At 60.4% G+C, this 14,287-nt stretch carries 15 protein-coding genes; 11 read left to right on the top strand and 4 right to left on the bottom strand.

Annotated features, from left to right (window positions below):
* Nucleotides 1-238 precede the first annotated feature (238 nt).
* From MESCI_RS19125 to MESCI_RS19115, 3 genes are all read left to right on the top strand, one after another.
* Nucleotides 239-1,102: an ATP-dependent DNA ligase gene (locus MESCI_RS19125; RefSeq protein ID WP_013531587.1), complete on the top strand. Its 864-nt coding sequence runs from the start codon at nucleotides 239-241 to the stop codon at nucleotides 1,100-1,102.
* A gap of 80 nt (nucleotides 1,103-1,182) precedes the next feature.
* On the top strand, nucleotides 1,183-1,425 hold the full coding sequence (locus MESCI_RS33165) for a hypothetical protein (protein ID WP_013531586.1): 243 nt from the start codon (nucleotides 1,183-1,185) through the stop codon (nucleotides 1,423-1,425).
* Nucleotides 1,426-2,090: 665 nt separating this feature from the next.
* Nucleotides 2,091-2,594, top strand: coding sequence for a hypothetical protein (locus MESCI_RS19115; protein WP_013531585.1), 504 nt, complete (start codon nucleotides 2,091-2,093; stop codon nucleotides 2,592-2,594).
* Nucleotides 2,595-3,012: 418 nt separating this feature from the next.
* On the opposite strand, the gene MESCI_RS19110 is transcribed toward MESCI_RS19115, so the two are convergent.
* On the bottom strand, nucleotides 3,013-3,243 hold the full coding sequence (locus MESCI_RS19110) for a helix-turn-helix domain-containing protein (protein WP_164919934.1): 231 nt from the start codon (nucleotides 3,241-3,243) through the stop codon (nucleotides 3,013-3,015).
* A gap of 199 nt (nucleotides 3,244-3,442) precedes the next feature.
* Here MESCI_RS19110 and MESCI_RS19105 point away from each other — a divergent pair, with 199 nt between their 5' ends.
* Complete coding sequence (locus tag MESCI_RS19105; RefSeq protein WP_164919933.1) at nucleotides 3,443-4,300, top strand: hypothetical protein; 858 nt, start codon at nucleotides 3,443-3,445, stop codon at nucleotides 4,298-4,300.
* A 35-nt stretch (nucleotides 4,301-4,335) separates the two neighbouring features.
* Here the strand turns inward: MESCI_RS19105 and MESCI_RS19100 are convergent, their stop codons facing one another.
* The 3 genes from MESCI_RS19100 to MESCI_RS19090 all read right to left on the bottom strand — a co-directional run bounded on the left by MESCI_RS19100 (nucleotide 4,336) and on the right by MESCI_RS19090 (nucleotide 6,274).
* Nucleotides 4,336-4,629, bottom strand: coding sequence for a hypothetical protein (locus tag MESCI_RS19100; protein ID WP_013531582.1), 294 nt, complete (start codon nucleotides 4,627-4,629; stop codon nucleotides 4,336-4,338).
* Nucleotides 4,630-4,705: 76 nt separating this feature from the next.
* The gene (locus MESCI_RS19095) at nucleotides 4,706-5,200 is read right to left on the bottom strand and encodes a hypothetical protein (RefSeq protein WP_013531581.1); all 495 of its coding nucleotides are present in this window, start codon (nucleotides 5,198-5,200) and stop codon (nucleotides 4,706-4,708) included.
* 738 nt (nucleotides 5,201-5,938) lie between these two features.
* On the bottom strand, nucleotides 5,939-6,274 hold the full coding sequence (locus tag MESCI_RS19090) for a hypothetical protein (protein WP_013531580.1): 336 nt from the start codon (nucleotides 6,272-6,274) through the stop codon (nucleotides 5,939-5,941).
* A gap of 377 nt (nucleotides 6,275-6,651) precedes the next feature.
* On the opposite strand from MESCI_RS19090, the gene MESCI_RS19085 reads away from it, so the two are divergent.
* The 7 genes from MESCI_RS19085 to MESCI_RS19055 all read left to right on the top strand — a co-directional run bounded on the left by MESCI_RS19085 (nucleotide 6,652) and on the right by MESCI_RS19055 (nucleotide 14,287).
* Nucleotides 6,652-7,884: a septal ring lytic transglycosylase RlpA family protein gene (locus tag MESCI_RS19085; protein WP_013531579.1), complete on the top strand. Its 1,233-nt coding sequence runs from the start codon at nucleotides 6,652-6,654 to the stop codon at nucleotides 7,882-7,884.
* Nucleotides 7,885-7,987: 103 nt separating this feature from the next.
* A complete protein-coding gene (locus tag MESCI_RS19080) occupies nucleotides 7,988-9,154 on the top strand; it encodes a D-alanyl-D-alanine carboxypeptidase family protein (protein ID WP_164919932.1) in 1,167 nt (388 codons plus the stop codon).
* Between the two features lie 140 nt (nucleotides 9,155-9,294).
* Nucleotides 9,295-9,969, top strand: coding sequence for a dTMP kinase (gene tmk, locus MESCI_RS19075; RefSeq protein ID WP_027161641.1), 675 nt, complete (start codon nucleotides 9,295-9,297; stop codon nucleotides 9,967-9,969).
* Nucleotides 9,966-11,021 (top strand): DNA polymerase III subunit delta', encoded by a 1,056-nt coding sequence (locus MESCI_RS19070; protein ID WP_013531576.1) that lies wholly within the window; start codon nucleotides 9,966-9,968, stop codon nucleotides 11,019-11,021. The genes tmk and MESCI_RS19070 overlap by 4 nt, the downstream gene beginning before the upstream one ends.
* Nucleotides 11,022-11,111: 90 nt before the next feature.
* The gene (metG, locus tag MESCI_RS19065; protein ID WP_013531575.1) at nucleotides 11,112-12,662 is read left to right on the top strand and encodes a methionine--tRNA ligase; all 1,551 of its coding nucleotides are present in this window, start codon (nucleotides 11,112-11,114) and stop codon (nucleotides 12,660-12,662) included.
* Nucleotides 12,662-13,456: a TatD family hydrolase gene (locus tag MESCI_RS19060; protein WP_013531574.1), complete on the top strand. Its 795-nt coding sequence runs from the start codon at nucleotides 12,662-12,664 to the stop codon at nucleotides 13,454-13,456. The genes metG and MESCI_RS19060 overlap by 1 nt, the downstream gene beginning before the upstream one ends.
* A 3-nt stretch (nucleotides 13,457-13,459) precedes the next feature.
* Nucleotides 13,460-14,287: an MBL fold metallo-hydrolase gene (locus MESCI_RS19055; protein ID WP_013531573.1), complete on the top strand. Its 828-nt coding sequence runs from the start codon at nucleotides 13,460-13,462 to the stop codon at nucleotides 14,285-14,287.

Raw genomic sequence — 14,287 nt, 5'->3', positions numbered from 1 at the left:
GGTGGCCAACGCGGCCGCCTCATGCATGAGTTCCGGTCCATAAAGACCGTTCACCGCTTCCTCGCTCGGAAGAACGCCAGGCGGACAATGATCCTCGATCGTTCGCCGGATCAGGGATAGCGCCGCTCTGCACTCTTCTGTGTCTATCGTCGGCATGCACTGGAACATGCAGGATGGCTAAAATGTTCCGGAACCATTTTAGCGCGCGCTAATTGAATCGCACTATGCGAGTCAGCGCATGCCTCTGAAGTTCATCAAGCCCATGGAACCCGAGCTGGTCGACACGCCACCGCAAGGCGACGAATGGCTCCATGAAATCAAATTCGACGGGTATCGGACCCAAATCATCAAGGATGAAAACGGGATCCGGCTGTTCACCAAGAACGGTTACGACTGGACCGGCCGCTATATCGAACTTGCCGGAGAGGCGGAGGCGATCGAGGCGGAAAGTTTCATCATCGATGGCGAGACAATCACGGTCAACGAAGCCGGCCTGTCCGACTTCCACGCCCTGCAATCAGCCGTTACCCGCCGTAAGCCGTCGCGCGACCTGTATTTGGTGGCATTCGATCTCCTGCACCTGAACGGGCATGATCTGCGCAACATGCCGGTGGAAGACCGCCGCGAGATCCTGCAGGCATTGATACCAGCCGTCGGCCGCATTCAGGTCAGCAAAGCCATGCCCGGCACTGGCGATGCGGTTTATCACCTGGTCGACAGGGCGGGGCTGGAGGGCATGGTCTCAAAGCGCAAGGACAGCGTCTACCGCAGCGGGCCGACGATGAACTGGCGAAAGATCAAATGCTATGCCGAAAAGGAAATGGACATCATTGGCGTGCAGCGCGAGGCTGGGAAGCCGGCAATGGTGCTCATGGCCGACAAGGGTCGCTATGCTGGCGGCGCCTTCGTTGCCTTTAAAGCCGACAAGCGTCAGCGATTATGGGATCGCGTGCAAGGGAAGGTCGGGGGACCAGTGCCGATCGGTCTAAAGAAAGAAAAGGCCGAATGGCTCAAGCCTGGTCTGGTCGGTCGCGTGCGGTTCCTGAAGGGCGAGGAGAAGCTTCGCCATGCCAAGCTGCTCGATTTCCGGGATAAGCAATAGACAGCGCTTGCCAGCCCAAAGCAGATGAGGAATATAATCCTCCCGTTGCGGCGATCACCCTCTAACGGAGCTCGCTACCCATGGCTAGGTCAAAACCGTCAAAGCAATTATCACAGGCTGAAATAGATCGCTTTCTGGTGGCAGCGGAAGCGCTGCACCTGAGCATCGTCAAGCCATTCATATCGCCGTACTGCGACCACTACCGGCAGACGCGCGTCCTGCATGAGGTGCTCTTAAAGGCGGTGCGGGACGTCACCGGGAAAGAAGTCGAGTTCATCCAGTGGCACACCACTGGGCCGGTTCGATCGCCTACGGCTGGATAGTGCCCACTTCCGTTCGACATTCCAGCAGATCGGGGTCAACGCACGTGAAGAATTTGAGCGGGAAGACGCAGCCAACGAGTTTTTGACCGTAACTACACCTTGATGCTCGGTGCCGGCGGCTTGATGAGCTTCGGCAAGACTTCGGGTCTGTCTAGGGCACCCGCGATGTCACCCAGGACATGAAGCGTGAGCTTGAGGAGTTGAGGAGGAAGGCGCCGAGAGGCCCCTAAAAGCGCAAGCAAGGGCCCACTACCGATCCGAGACGGACGCCAACTCTTATGAAAGAGGAGAGCGGCCCATTGGCAAGTTCAATTGCAGTACGTATAGGTCGTCACCGGGTGAGGCGGGCGAGTCTTCTTGGGCAAATTCTTCAAAGCGGCTGGCGGACAACTTGTCACTGCGACGTGCGCAGTGCAGGCGTTCGCGTGGCTTTTCGGGTGGTTTGATGACCTCACCAAGGCGCTCACTGAACACCGAGATTTGACAATCATAGGGATTTGTTTGTATTTCGGCCTTTACTATATCACCTACGACGCGACCCTCCGTGCCCAGAAGCGCCGTTACACTGACCGCCTGAAAGGCGCGTCGTTGCGCAAAATTCCGGTGAACCAAAGGATGGGTACGAACGTTAGGCGACCAGGCAGAGCCAGAAAGGACGTGTTGTAATGTCGGCAATCGTCATGGCTGCGATAGTGGCAACATTTTGTTACCCCCTGATTAGTTCGCTCATTCTGAAAATGACCGAGCGCACAAGGGATGAGTTTGCGGATCTAGTGCGCAAACTCTTAGTTGATCCGTCTGTCAGCGAAGACAGGAAGGTTTTCATTAGCTCGATGGTGGATGATGTCTTTGACTGGCGGTTCATGGCAATGGCGTCGGTAGTGTTTCCGCTCGTTGTGCTGACTCATAGGGTGGAAAGGGACCTTACGGGAGAAGATCGAGCCTTTTTTGAGCGTGAAGACGCCAAACGGTTGATTGTCTTGCACATGAAATCTGTCATGGCAGCCTCACCGATTTTTACCATCGTATTTCTGATCACGTCTACCCTCGCTTTGCTTCTCAAGGTATTCTCGTTGGGTATGTCTATAAGGATTCTGGCTTGGGCCGACACCGTGAAGAATGTCTCGCCTGCCGCAGGCCGCCATCATTTCATGCGTTTAGCCAGCTGAGCGCAGGATACCGCGATAGAGCTTGGCGACAGCGTCTAGGCGAAAACATCTAAAACAGGTACGCGAACATAGCGTTTGCTGCGCCAATCGAATCTCAAGCCGGCCGGGGTCGAAACCTCGAGCCGGCTTTTTTGTGCCTTCATGGCGGGCCTGCTGGCGCTTTGCCTTCCTGATCCTCTGCAAGTCCTGGGTGTGGGTCTTCACCCCGCCGCAAGCGAAATGAGCCGGGCCGCAGTTGGTGTTCACGTCCGGAGCTAGAAGGGCGAGGGGCGCTTGTGTTCGACAGTCCACCGGTCGTTGTGACGGTGCACCGGCTCGCTGCAGTTGCAGCACGGCGCGATGTTATGGCCGGTGCAATTCTCGGTGAAGATAGCTTGTCGACGCTTGGCCGACATGCGGGCGCGGGGAGTGTTGGTGGTCACGGCTTCTGCATCCTTACCCCCGCTCCGCCGCCATTCTCTGGGATTAACTCCACTCCCGCCGCCTCAAATGCGCGCTGAAGTACTTCAAGCGTGGCATTTTGCGGTGTCGATCGGCCGGCTTCGAAGTTGCGGATTGTTGCGTTGCCAATCTTCGCCGCGTCGGCCGCATCCTGCTGGGACCAGTTGAGAAGGGCGCGGGCAGCGCGGCATTGAGCGGGCGTCATCATTCTTCTCCAGTAGCGCATACTAGCGATAAACGCTAGCCCTATCGAATAACGCTTGCATTTAGGTTAATAGCGTTTATGGTTATCCATAGCGAAAATCGCTAACATCTGATGGAGAGAAGACCATGCCGAACAGCTCTGTTCGGGCAGCCGCCGAAGGCATGCCCATTTTCCAGCCCTTTGGATTTACCGGAGAGAAACCATGATGAACGGCTCGCCAGGATTTCCCCAGCTCCGCCGTCTCTTCGGGTCGCTTCAGCGCCACGACTCGGTGACCATTGCTGAGCGGGCAACACCCCCCACAATCCAAGCAGGGACATCAATCATGAACCAGCATGTCAATCGCCGCGCCATTCTCTCGTCATCAGCAATCGCTACGGCTGCAATAGCTGTCGCCGGCCAAGAGGCGAGGGCGAGGGCAGGGGACGCATCTACCCCTAGCGTGTCTCGTGAGTTGGAAGGCCTCATCGAGGCGAAGCACGCTGCCTACGCCCGCTTCATCGCCGCGATCGATGTGGCAACCGACCTGGAAGAGGCGCATCTGCCGAAGACGGCCGAACTCTTCGTTCCCTTGTCCATTGGAGGGGGGCAGTCTCGTAGCCTCCGCTACAGCGAACTGGAGAGCATCGAAGCCGATCTGAGCGATGACATCAAGCGACGGTATGCCGAGCAGCAACAGAAGCTGGCGGCACTGGCCAAGGTGGCGCCAGATCTTGGCAAGCAGTCGAGCGCCGCGCTTCGCAAGGCCGAGCAGGCCGATCTGCGGACGTTGAAGAAACTGATCAAGGAAGAGCGGGCACGGCGTAGCGATGTCGGGCTTGAACAGGCGATCAACGAACGCAACGAGGCTTCCGACGCCGAACGCTACGCGCTGAACGCTGTGTGCACCTATCGCTGCACCACCATGGAGGAACATCGCGTTAGGGCCAAGTTCTTGATGGAGTTCGCCACTGGCAAATACGGCGACCTCCAGACTGAGGACATTGACGCGCTGCTCTGGTCATTCCTTCCGGAAGAAGCATTGGATGAAGCGGTCAGGGCCTCGGAAGGCGCAGCCTGAAACACTTGGCCCGCTGCCTCACGGAGGCGGGCCTTTTATTCTTTGTGCGGAACGATGTAGTTGTTGCTGATGGCTTTATTCCCAACGCCCCGCGTGACAACAACGGTGGTGTACCCGGCGGGCAGTGAACCGGTGACAGTCTCGTCGACAGGACGGCATCGTCCGACGATTTTCCCGTTTGGCGCACCTGCGAGCCTGTCCTTCAAAGATGCCAGACACACGTCAAGGGACGCATATGTGGTCGGCGCGGCATCAATGGGCTTGCAGACGGGAGCCTGACCTTGGCTGCAAGAGAGTAAAAGCAATACTGCAGCGGTCGCCGGATCCATTCTCGAGCCTCCATTGGGATCCGAGCTTCAACGCAGACCCACAGCCTTGGTTGCGGTCTGGCACGAACGGTGGCCGCTACATGTCAACAAACTCGGCAGAATTGACGGCCCAAGAGCCGCTGCGATGTGTTTTTCCGGAACTGTCTTCGCATACGGCGGAAAGTGTTGCCGACTCCATTCCCTGATCAGCCACCGCGCGCCCGATACTTTGATAGCTCATCCACAAATGAGCAGATTGGCCGTCGCTCAACGTTGCCGGCAATGGTGTGTCGACCATTCCTGGCATGTTGAGGATTGACGTCGAGAACATGCGTTTGCCTTTAGGCATCTCCAACCAAATAGACGCAACCGTGACCGCACGATGGCCGACGTTTGTCACCTTGAAATGGGCGAAGGCTCTGCCGGACATCGGCCCAACATTGGCCATGCCCGAGCCTAGATCGACCTTGATCAGACGCTGGTCGCGCCGACCTGTCTTCCACCAGTTAACGGTTGAGAGGGCGGCTCCCCACAGAGCCAGAGCAAACAGCACAACGTCTTTCAGTTCAGGAAACCACGTTGGTAGCGTCATTGGCTCTACCCTTTTCCCCGTCGCATAGCCGGGCCGATAGTCGCAGGAATTTGGCTGAAGTCGAGGCAGAACACTCGAAGAACGAGTTGCTACGATTTTTGCAACGCAACGCTACGGTACTAGCCGGGAAAGCATAGCAGGATAGGCACCCGCAAACCACTCAACACCATGACAGAGAAGGATTTGGTAGGATTGAAAGGGAGGGGCAGGGACGCCAATGAGCGAATTTCAAGACCGGTGCCTTAAACCGCTCGGCCATTCCTCCATCGTGGTTTTTCAACCATTTGGGCAGCGCGGGGCCAACTCGTTTGGCCTGTGGTACCGGATTGGCACCGAAGGCGCTCCCGGCTGGTTCACGCCTCATTCCTGTAAAGCGGCATTGAGGGCTGCGTCAACCACCACTGTGTCGGTTCCTGCCGTCCTGGCAGGCTCTGAGTTTGTCGCAATCGAGCACCGGAACTCGCTATCCCATTGGTGCATGATGAAGAAGGAGCCCGCCGACTGGCGATGTACAGGTTTGCGCGCGAACACAAGAAGCCTGACGCTGGAGGGCTTTCGTGCAGGCCCAACCGAGGGCGCGACCTACCGACCAAGCCATCCTCGGAATTGGGCGGAGGGAATCCCTACGGGTCAGCCTCTTGGGACAGCTGCGGTATCCCGCAGATTTAACTTTCGCCAAGGGAACAGCTACTGGTGAGGAAGGCCGAAGCTGCAAATCGGCTCCGGCCTGTACGGTCCTCAGTCTTTGCAATTTTCGTCCGCCTTTGCCGCCGCGGCCTTATCACCGTGCTGCTGCGCCTCGATGTCCTGCTGCGAGGTTGCAAGGTTTTTGTCGCCGCCGCCTTCAGCGCCCGCCAACGGCATCGTGGTGCCATCCTTGGCGGCTGGCTTGTTCGCGTTGCCCATGGCCTTCGGAGTCTCTAAAGGCGCGTGGGTTCCATCTTTCGAAATACCGGCGGTCTGTCCGGCATCGGTCCCGGTGTTCGAAGCTGACTTGTCCGGACATGCGGCGATCGCAGACCCGGCAGAAAGCGACATCGCGATCGCGACCATCAATGAAGTCATTTTCATCATGCTCGTCCTTCTGTTCGAGTGCCCTGCGGATGAAACTAGCGGCGCATTTCTTTGTTCCGGCGGTCGGTCCGCTGCCCGACAAAGCCCGGTCAATTGGCAGGCACGGCGGGCAGGAGCGAAGCCAGGCTTTCTGTGGCAGAGGGCATCACATCTCTCGCGTGGAAGCACGAAAACCGTTACTTTTCAGAGAGCTCTTACGGTGGAGACGCCACAATCTTGCCCGGTTGCGGCCACAATCGATTAATACCGTGATAAGCAATTCCTGCGCACAAAGGATCCGGGTTTTAAGCGTCGTTGGTATTGTCGGGTGAGTGTTTTGGCTCCTCTGGTGGTTGAACGCGACGCCTTGAGTTGAGACTGAAGGGGACATCAGGAAAATGCAGGCTGTGACGCCACCGCGTCTTCGTCGCGCTGCTACCGTCGCGTTGTTCGCCATGTCGGCCGCCTTGCTGGCTGCCTGCGCGTCGCAGCCTGAGCCGAAAGCGATGGTCAACAAGAAGACCCGCTCCAAGGAATATTTCGCCGAATCCGAATATGGCGTGAAGGCAAGCCCGCGTGTGATCTCCCGGAACGGGCGCATCCAACGTGGCGGCGGCAGGGATCAGCTTGGCAAACCCTATCAGGTCCGCGGCAAGTGGTATTACCCGAAGGAAGACAAGCGTTACGCCAAGGTCGGCTTGGCCTCCTGGTATGGCGATGCCTTCCACGGCCGGCTTACCGCCAATGGCGAAGTCTACGACATGACCCATCTGACGGCGGCGCACCCGACCATGCCGCTGCCAAGCTATGCCCGCGTCACCAATCTCAAGACCGGCAGTTCGGTCATCGTTCGCGTCAACGATCGCGGCCCATATCACGAAGGCCGCATCATCGACGTATCGGAGCGCGCTGCCCAGATGCTTGACTATGCCAACACCGGCACCGCTCAGGTAAAGGTCGAATATGTCGGCCGCGCGCCGCTCGACGGCGATGACGACCAGTATCTGATGGCCTCCTATCATCCCGGCAACAGGGCGCCAGACCCGTCGGATGGACTGCCGACCGGCGTCATGGTCGCCATGAACGGGCCGTCGCCAAGCCTGCCTGCCGGCACTGCTGCCGTGCCGTTTCCGGGCCAGTTGACCGATTCCGGTTCTGTCCAGCCGATCATGTCGACGCAGTCGTCGGCCTATGGCGATCTGGCGCTTCCGGATTTCGGCCCGATCGTGCCGGAGCGTCCGCAGATCAATCTGCCGCCGCAATCGCCGTTTGCCGTGGCCTCGCTGTCCTATGCCGACGAGCGGGTCGAACGCACCTCAAATGCCTTCGCCGCGATGGGTGGCGACGGCATGTCGCCGGCCGATGTGCTCCAATCATGGAAACGGCAGCCGCCAACGGCCGGTCCGTCCACTGACTACGTCGCGGCTGGTTCGTTCGAGGATGCAGCGGAGGCCAAGCGTGTTGCCGCTGAGCTTGCCGCATACGGCAAGATCGAGATCCAGCGTTCGGAACTCGATGGCGAGGATTGGTATTCGGTCAATCTCTATCCCGATGGCCACCGCAATCTCGATGATTTGCTGCAGGCTGCCTGGTCGCATGGCGCGCCCGATGCGCTGGCTGTGCGCAACTGAGCGCAAGCCTGATGGGATTTCCGCTGCGCGGTTGATCCGCCGCGCAAAAAGCCTGATACTTTTCACGGGCTTGCCGGCGGTGCCGGCCAACGGGTCGAACATCATGCAATTTCGCTTGCTCCCGCCTCTCGCCGGACTTCTGGTTTTTGGCTTGCTGCTGTTTTTCCAGGCTCCGGCCGGTGCACAGCTGTTCGAGACCAAGGCCGCGCAGGCCTTCATGATCGATGCCGAGACCGGGACGGTGCTGTTTTCCAAGGAGGCCGACAAGCCGATACCGCCGGCCTCGATGGCCAAGCTGATGACCATGGAAGTGGTTTTCAACGCCATCAAATCGGGCCGCCTGAAGCTCGACGATACGTTCGTGGTCAGCGAGAACGCCTGGCGCAAGGGTGGCGCGCCTTCGGGAACATCGACGATGTTCGCCAAGCTCAAGTCGTCGATCCGGCTCGAAGACCTGATTCAGGGCGTGACCGTGCAGGCGGCCAATGACGGCTGCATCGTCATCGCCGAAGGCATGTCGGGATCCGAAGACAATTTTGCCGTGCAGATGACCGAACGCGCCCGCCAGATCGGCCTCAAGACGTCGACTTTCGTCAATTCGACCGGCCTGCCGGCGGATGGCCAGCAGACGACCGTGCGCGAACTGGCGCAGCTCGCCCTGCACCTGTGGCGCGATTATCCGGATTTCTATCGCTATTTTGCCCAAAAGGATTTCACCTGGAACAAGATCTCACAGAGGAACCGCAATCCGCTGCTGGCGATGGACATCGGCGCCGACGGCCTGGCGGTCGGGGCGAGCGAGGCAGCCGGCTTCGGCATCGTCGGTTCGCTCAGCCACAATGGTACCCGGGTGATCGCGGCGATGAGCGGGCTGGCCTCGGACAAGGAGCGCGCCGAGGAAGCGCGAAAGCTGCTCGACTGGGGTGTCCGCTCCTTCGAGAAGACTGAAATTTTCGCCAGGGACGAGGTGGTTGGAGAAGCCCAGGTTTTCGGCGGCGCCAAATCCGGGGTGACGCTGAAGGCAAAGGGACCGATCGACATCTTCCTGCCGATCACCAACCGCGACAAGCTGACGGCCAGGATCGTCTATGACGGCCCGGTTGCAGCACCGGTGGAGGAGGGGCAGCCGGTGGGTGCGCTGCGCGTCTGGATCGGCGATACGCTGAGCCAGGAGACGCCGCTTTTCGCAGCCGAATCGATCGGCGTCGGCACGCTGCCGCAGCGCGCGCTCGATGCCGTCAAGGAACTGGCGGTCGGCTGGCTGCGCTAACGCATGTCGCTCAAAACCAGCCATGGTTTTGGGGAACGGCATGCATAAGGGCAAAAAATCGACGGCATGGACGTTTGACCCAACGCGGACTATCTAGAGCGCTACAATCCCATTCAGCCATGGACAAGAAGGCCTCTCGGTTGGCACGCGGTTTTTTCATCACCTTCGAAGGCGGCGAGGGGGCAGGCAAGTCGACGCAGATCGAGCGGCTGGCCAGGAAGATGCGCGCCAAGAAATACGATGTCCTGCTTACCCGCGAACCCGGCGGCTCGCCGGGCGCCGAAGCGGTCAGGCATGTGCTGCTGTCGGGCGCAGCCGAACCGTTCGGGCCGAAGATGGAAGCGCTGCTTTTCGCCGCCGCGCGGTCCGATCATGTCGAGCAGGTGATCCGGCCGGCGGTCGAGCGTGGCTCCATCGTGCTTTGCGACCGCTTCCTCGATTCCTCACGCGTCTATCAGGGCGTCACCGGCGGCATCGATCCGGCGTTCATGGATGCGCTGGAACAGGTCGCCATCAACGGCATGATGCCGGACATGACGCTGATCTTCGACATCGACCCAGCGGAAGGCCTGAGGCGCGCAACGCTGCGGCGCGGCGCCGAGGCAGTCGCCGACCGTTTCGAAAAGGAGACGCTGGCGATCCACCAGGCCCGCCGCGAGGCGTTTCTGGCGATCGCCAAGGCCGAGCCGGAGCGCTGCATCGTCGTCGACGCAGCCGCCGAGCCCGACGCGGTTGAGAACGTCGTCACCGCGGCAGTGTTCGCGGCACTGGCGGCGAGAACGCCGGCACGCGACAGGCAGGCGACGCCGGCATGATCTTCGAGCGCATCGCACCCGAGCAGCATGACACGCTCGACGGCGTGCCGGAGCCCTCCGAAACGCCCCTTCTGGTCGGGCACGGCCAGGCTGCAGGCGTGCTCACCGCCGCCTATCGCGCCGGCAAGCTGCCGCATGCGCTGATCTTTTCCGGGCCAGTCGGCATCGGCAAGGCGACGCTCGCCTTCCACCTTGCGCATCATCTGCTGAAGCACCCGGATTTCGCGCAGGCGCCGGAAAGCCTTGCCGCTCCCGATCCGGCGTCGTCGCTGTTTCGCCAGATCGCCACCGGGGCGCATCCTTCCGTGCTGCATCTGACCCGGCCGCTGAACGACAAGACCAAGAGTTTCAAGACGGTCGTCACCGTCGATGAGATCCGCAAGGTCAGCCGCTTCCTGTCGCTGACCTCGCATGACGGCAGCTACCGGGTCGTCATCGTCGACCCCGCCGACGACATGAACACCAATGCCGCCAATGCCTTGCTGAAAAATCTTGAAGAGCCGCCGGCACGAACGCTTTTCATCCTGATCGTCCATGCTCCGGGCAGCCTGCTGCCGACGATCCGGTCGCGCTGCCAGGTGGTGCGATTGACGCCGCTCGACGCCGACGACCTGATGGCGGTGCTGGAAACGACCGAGCCGGCGCCGCCTGAGGATCCGGCGGCGCGCGCGGCACTGGTCGAGCGGGCAGGGGGCAGCGCCCGCAACGCGATCCTCTTGACGCAGTATGGCGGGCTGGAGATCGCTTCGACGCTCGACGCTCTGGTCACCGGGAGAAAGAGCGATGTCGGCGGCGCGTTCCGCCTCGCCGAAGCCGTGGCCGGCCGCGATCAGGCGATCCAGTTCGATATCTTCAACCGCCGGGCGCTAGACCTGTTGTCGGACGCGGCAAGCCAGGCAGCACTGGCTGGCGATCTCGCACGAGCCAAAACGCTGTCGGACACTTGGCATGAGGCGCTGGACGCTATATCTGAGACCGATACTTACAATCTCGATAAGAAGCAGCACGCCTTGATCATGATCGACCGCCTGAATTCTGCAATGCGAATGTGACTGGGTTTCCTGGATCGGGATGGCAAATGCTGCCTCGATACGATATCCACCGCCACGCCTTTCCATTCAGACATTCATGACGGTTCATTCATGTCACGCGACAAATTCTACATCACCACCCCGATCTTTTATCCGAACGGCAAGCCGCATATCGGCCACGCCTATACGGTCATTGCAACCGACGCCCTGGCACGCTTCCAGCGCCTGGACGGCAAGGACGTCTTCTTCCTGACCGGCACCGACGAGCATGGCCTGAAGATGCAGCAAACGGCCGAGAAGGAAGGCATAACGCCACTGGCGCTGGCCGACCGCAATTCGGCGATTTTCCGCGCAATGACCGAGGCGATGGGCGGCTCGAATGACCAATACATTCGCACGACCGAACCGCGCCACTACGAATCCTGTCAGGCGATCTGGAAAGCGATGGCCGCCAATGGCGACATCTATCTCGACCGCTATAGCGGCTGGTATTCGGTGCGCCAGGAAGCCTATTTCGACGAGAGCGAGACGACGCTCGGCGACGACGGCGTGCGCCGCGAACCGCTTGGGTCGCCGGTCGAATGGAACGAGGAAGAAAGCTATTTCTTCCGGCTTTCCGCCTATCAGGACAAATTGCTGGCGCTTTATGAGAGCCAGCCCGACTTTGTCGGTCCGACCGAGCGCCGCAACGAGGTGCTCAGCTTCGTCAAGTCGGGGCTGAAGGATCTGTCGATCTCGCGCACGACCTTCAAATGGGGCGTGCCGGTGCCAGGCGACGACAAGCATGTGATGTATGTCTGGGTCGACGCCTTGACCAACTACATCACCGCCGCCGGCTATCCCGACACAAAGGCCGAGCAATGGCACTATTGGCCGGCCACGCACATCATCGGCAAGGACATTGTCCGCTTCCATGCGGTCTATTGGCCGGCATTTCTGATGTCGGCGGGCATCGAGTTGCCAAAGCGCGTCTTCGCGCATGGCTTCCTGTTCAACCGCGGCGAGAAGATGTCGAAATCTGTTGGCAACGTCGTCGATCCATTCGCGATGGTCGAGCACTACGGTCTCGACCAGGTGCGCTACTTCTTCCTGCGCGAGGTGCCGTTCGGTAACGATGGCAGCTACAGCCATGACGCGATCGTCAACCGCACCAATGCCGATCTTGCCAACGGCCTCGGCAACCTGGCGCAGCGCTCGCTGTCGATGATCGCCAAGAACTGCGGCGGCGTGGTGCCGCAGCGCGGCGAGCTGACGGATGCAGACAGAGCGATCCTGGATCAGGCCGCCGCCGCGCTCGACATCGCGCGCAAGGCGGTCGCCGAGCAGGGCATCCATCTGGCGCTGGCAGCGATCTTCGGCGTGGTGGCGGAAGCCGATCGCTACTTCGCCGGCGAGGCACCATGGGCGCTGAAGAAGACCAACCTGGCGCGCATGGAAACGGTGCTGTGGACAACCGCCGAAGTCGTGCGCCGCGTGGCGGTGCTGTGTCAGCCCTTCACTCCGGGCTCGGCCGCGAAACTGCTCGACCTGCTGGCGGTGCCGGCGGAGAGCCGCGATTTCGTGCATGTCCACGCGGATCACGCGCTTGTGCCCGGCACTGCGTTGCCGGTGCCGGAAGGCGTGTTTCCGCGTTACGTCGAACAGCCGGACGCGAACATCTGATGCTCGTCGACAGCCACTGCCATCTGGATTTTCCAGATTTCGCCGAGGAGCGGGCGGCCATCGTCGCCCGCGCTTCAGCCGCCGGAATTGGCCGTATGGTGACGATCTCGACACGCGTGAAGCGTTTTCCGCAAGTACTTGAGATCGCTGAAACTTTCGACGAAGTCTATTGCTCTGTCGGCACTCATCCGCACAATGCGGCCGAAGAACTGGATATCACGGTCGAGGAGCTTGTGCGGCTATCCGCGCACCCGAAAGTAGTGGCCATCGGCGAGGCCGGTCTCGACTATTTTTACGACAAGGCGCCACGCGATGCACAAGCGCAAGGCTTTCGCAATCACATCGCCGCCGCCCGTGAAACGGGGCTGCCGCTGGTCATCCATTCGCGCGATGCCGATGCCGACATGGCTGATATTCTCGAGGACGAAACAGGGAAGGGCGCCTTCCCCTTCATCCTGCATTGCTTTTCTTCCGGGCGCCGGCTTGCCGAGGTGGGCGTCGCTCTCGGTGGCTACGTGTCGTTCTCGGGCATCCTGACCTTCAAGAATTCAGCTGAGTTGCGTGCCATTGCCGCCGATGTCCCGCATGCCCGATTGCTGGTCGAAACCGATGCGCCCTATCTGGCGCCCGTGCCGTTTCGCGGCAAACGCAACGAGCCCGCCTATGTCGCCCATACCGCCAAAGTGCTGGCCGAAACGATCGGGGTAAGCGAAGCTGAAATCGCCGATCTGACCACAGATAATTTCTTCCGGCTGTTCGGCAAGATGCCGCGGCCTGCAGAGCAAAGTGCCTGAACGATGACTGACCGGCTGCGCCTCACCATTCTCGGCTGCGGCTCGTCCCCAGGTACGCCGCGCATCACCGGCGATTGGGGCAATTGCGACCCCGACAACCCCAGGAACCGGCGCACCCGTGCCGCCGCGCTCGTCGAGCGGATTGCGGCGAACGGCAGCCGAACGACTGTCGTCATCGACACGGGGCCGGATTTTCGGCAGCAGATGCTGCTGGCCGGCGTCAAACGTGTCGATGCGGTCGTCTATACCCACCCGCATGCCGACCATATCCATGGCATCGACGATCTGCGCGGTTTCGTCCTCGATCAGCGCCAGCTCATCGACGTCCATGCCGACAGGGCGACGATGCTTCGGCTGCGGGAAGCGTTCGGATACTGTTTCGAGACGCCGCAAGGCAGTTCCTATCCGCCGATCGTCAGGCCGCATCTCATCGACCACACCAGGCCGGTGGTCGTCGAAGGAGAGGGGGGTACCCTCACCCTCGAGCCGCTGCCGCAGATCCACGGCGACATCGTATCGCTCGGTTTCCGCATTGGCGGTCTCGCCTATTGCCCCGACATCAGCGACTTTCCGGAACCCACCGCCGAACGGCTGGGCGACCTCGACGTGCTGATCATCGACGCGCTGCAGTACCGGACGCATCCAAGTCATCTGTCACTTGGCGAAGCGCTTGAATGGATCCAGCGGCTGGCGCCGATACATGCGGTGCTGACACATATGCACGTGCCGCTCGACTACGTCTCGGTGATGGCCGAGACACCAGCCAATGTCGAACCCGCCTATGACGGCATGGTTATAGAAATCCCTTATGAATCAGCACGATGCGAATAG

This window comes from Mesorhizobium ciceri biovar biserrulae WSM1271, assembly GCF_000185905.1.
Classification (GTDB): domain Bacteria; phylum Pseudomonadota; class Alphaproteobacteria; order Rhizobiales; family Rhizobiaceae; genus Mesorhizobium; species Mesorhizobium ciceri.
Note: the sequence above shows the minus strand (reverse complement) of the source record. Positions and strands in the feature narration are given on the sequence as shown.

Coding starts and splice junctions, on each gene's coding strand:
- MESCI_RS19125 (WP_013531587.1), top strand. CDS start 239: ATGCCTCTGAAGTTCATCAAGCCCATGGAACCCGAGCTGGTCGACACG.
- MESCI_RS33165 (WP_013531586.1), top strand. CDS start 1,183: ATGGCTAGGTCAAAACCGTCAAAGCAATTATCACAGGCTGAAATAGAT.
- MESCI_RS19115 (WP_013531585.1), top strand. CDS start 2,091: ATGTCGGCAATCGTCATGGCTGCGATAGTGGCAACATTTTGTTACCCC.
- MESCI_RS19110 (WP_164919934.1), bottom strand. CDS start 3,243: ATGATGACGCCCGCTCAATGCCGCGCTGCCCGCGCCCTTCTCAACTGG.
- MESCI_RS19105 (WP_164919933.1), top strand. CDS start 3,443: ATGATGAACGGCTCGCCAGGATTTCCCCAGCTCCGCCGTCTCTTCGGG.
- MESCI_RS19100 (WP_013531582.1), bottom strand. CDS start 4,629: ATGGATCCGGCGACCGCTGCAGTATTGCTTTTACTCTCTTGCAGCCAA.
- MESCI_RS19095 (WP_013531581.1), bottom strand. CDS start 5,200: ATGACGCTACCAACGTGGTTTCCTGAACTGAAAGACGTTGTGCTGTTT.
- MESCI_RS19090 (WP_013531580.1), bottom strand. CDS start 6,274: ATGATGAAAATGACTTCATTGATGGTCGCGATCGCGATGTCGCTTTCT.
- MESCI_RS19085 (WP_013531579.1), top strand. CDS start 6,652: ATGCAGGCTGTGACGCCACCGCGTCTTCGTCGCGCTGCTACCGTCGCG.
- MESCI_RS19080 (WP_164919932.1), top strand. CDS start 7,988: ATGCAATTTCGCTTGCTCCCGCCTCTCGCCGGACTTCTGGTTTTTGGC.
- MESCI_RS19070 (WP_013531576.1), top strand. CDS start 9,966: ATGATCTTCGAGCGCATCGCACCCGAGCAGCATGACACGCTCGACGGC.
- metG (WP_013531575.1), top strand. CDS start 11,112: ATGTCACGCGACAAATTCTACATCACCACCCCGATCTTTTATCCGAAC.
- MESCI_RS19060 (WP_013531574.1), top strand. CDS start 12,662: ATGCTCGTCGACAGCCACTGCCATCTGGATTTTCCAGATTTCGCCGAG.
- MESCI_RS19055 (WP_013531573.1), top strand. CDS start 13,460: ATGACTGACCGGCTGCGCCTCACCATTCTCGGCTGCGGCTCGTCCCCA.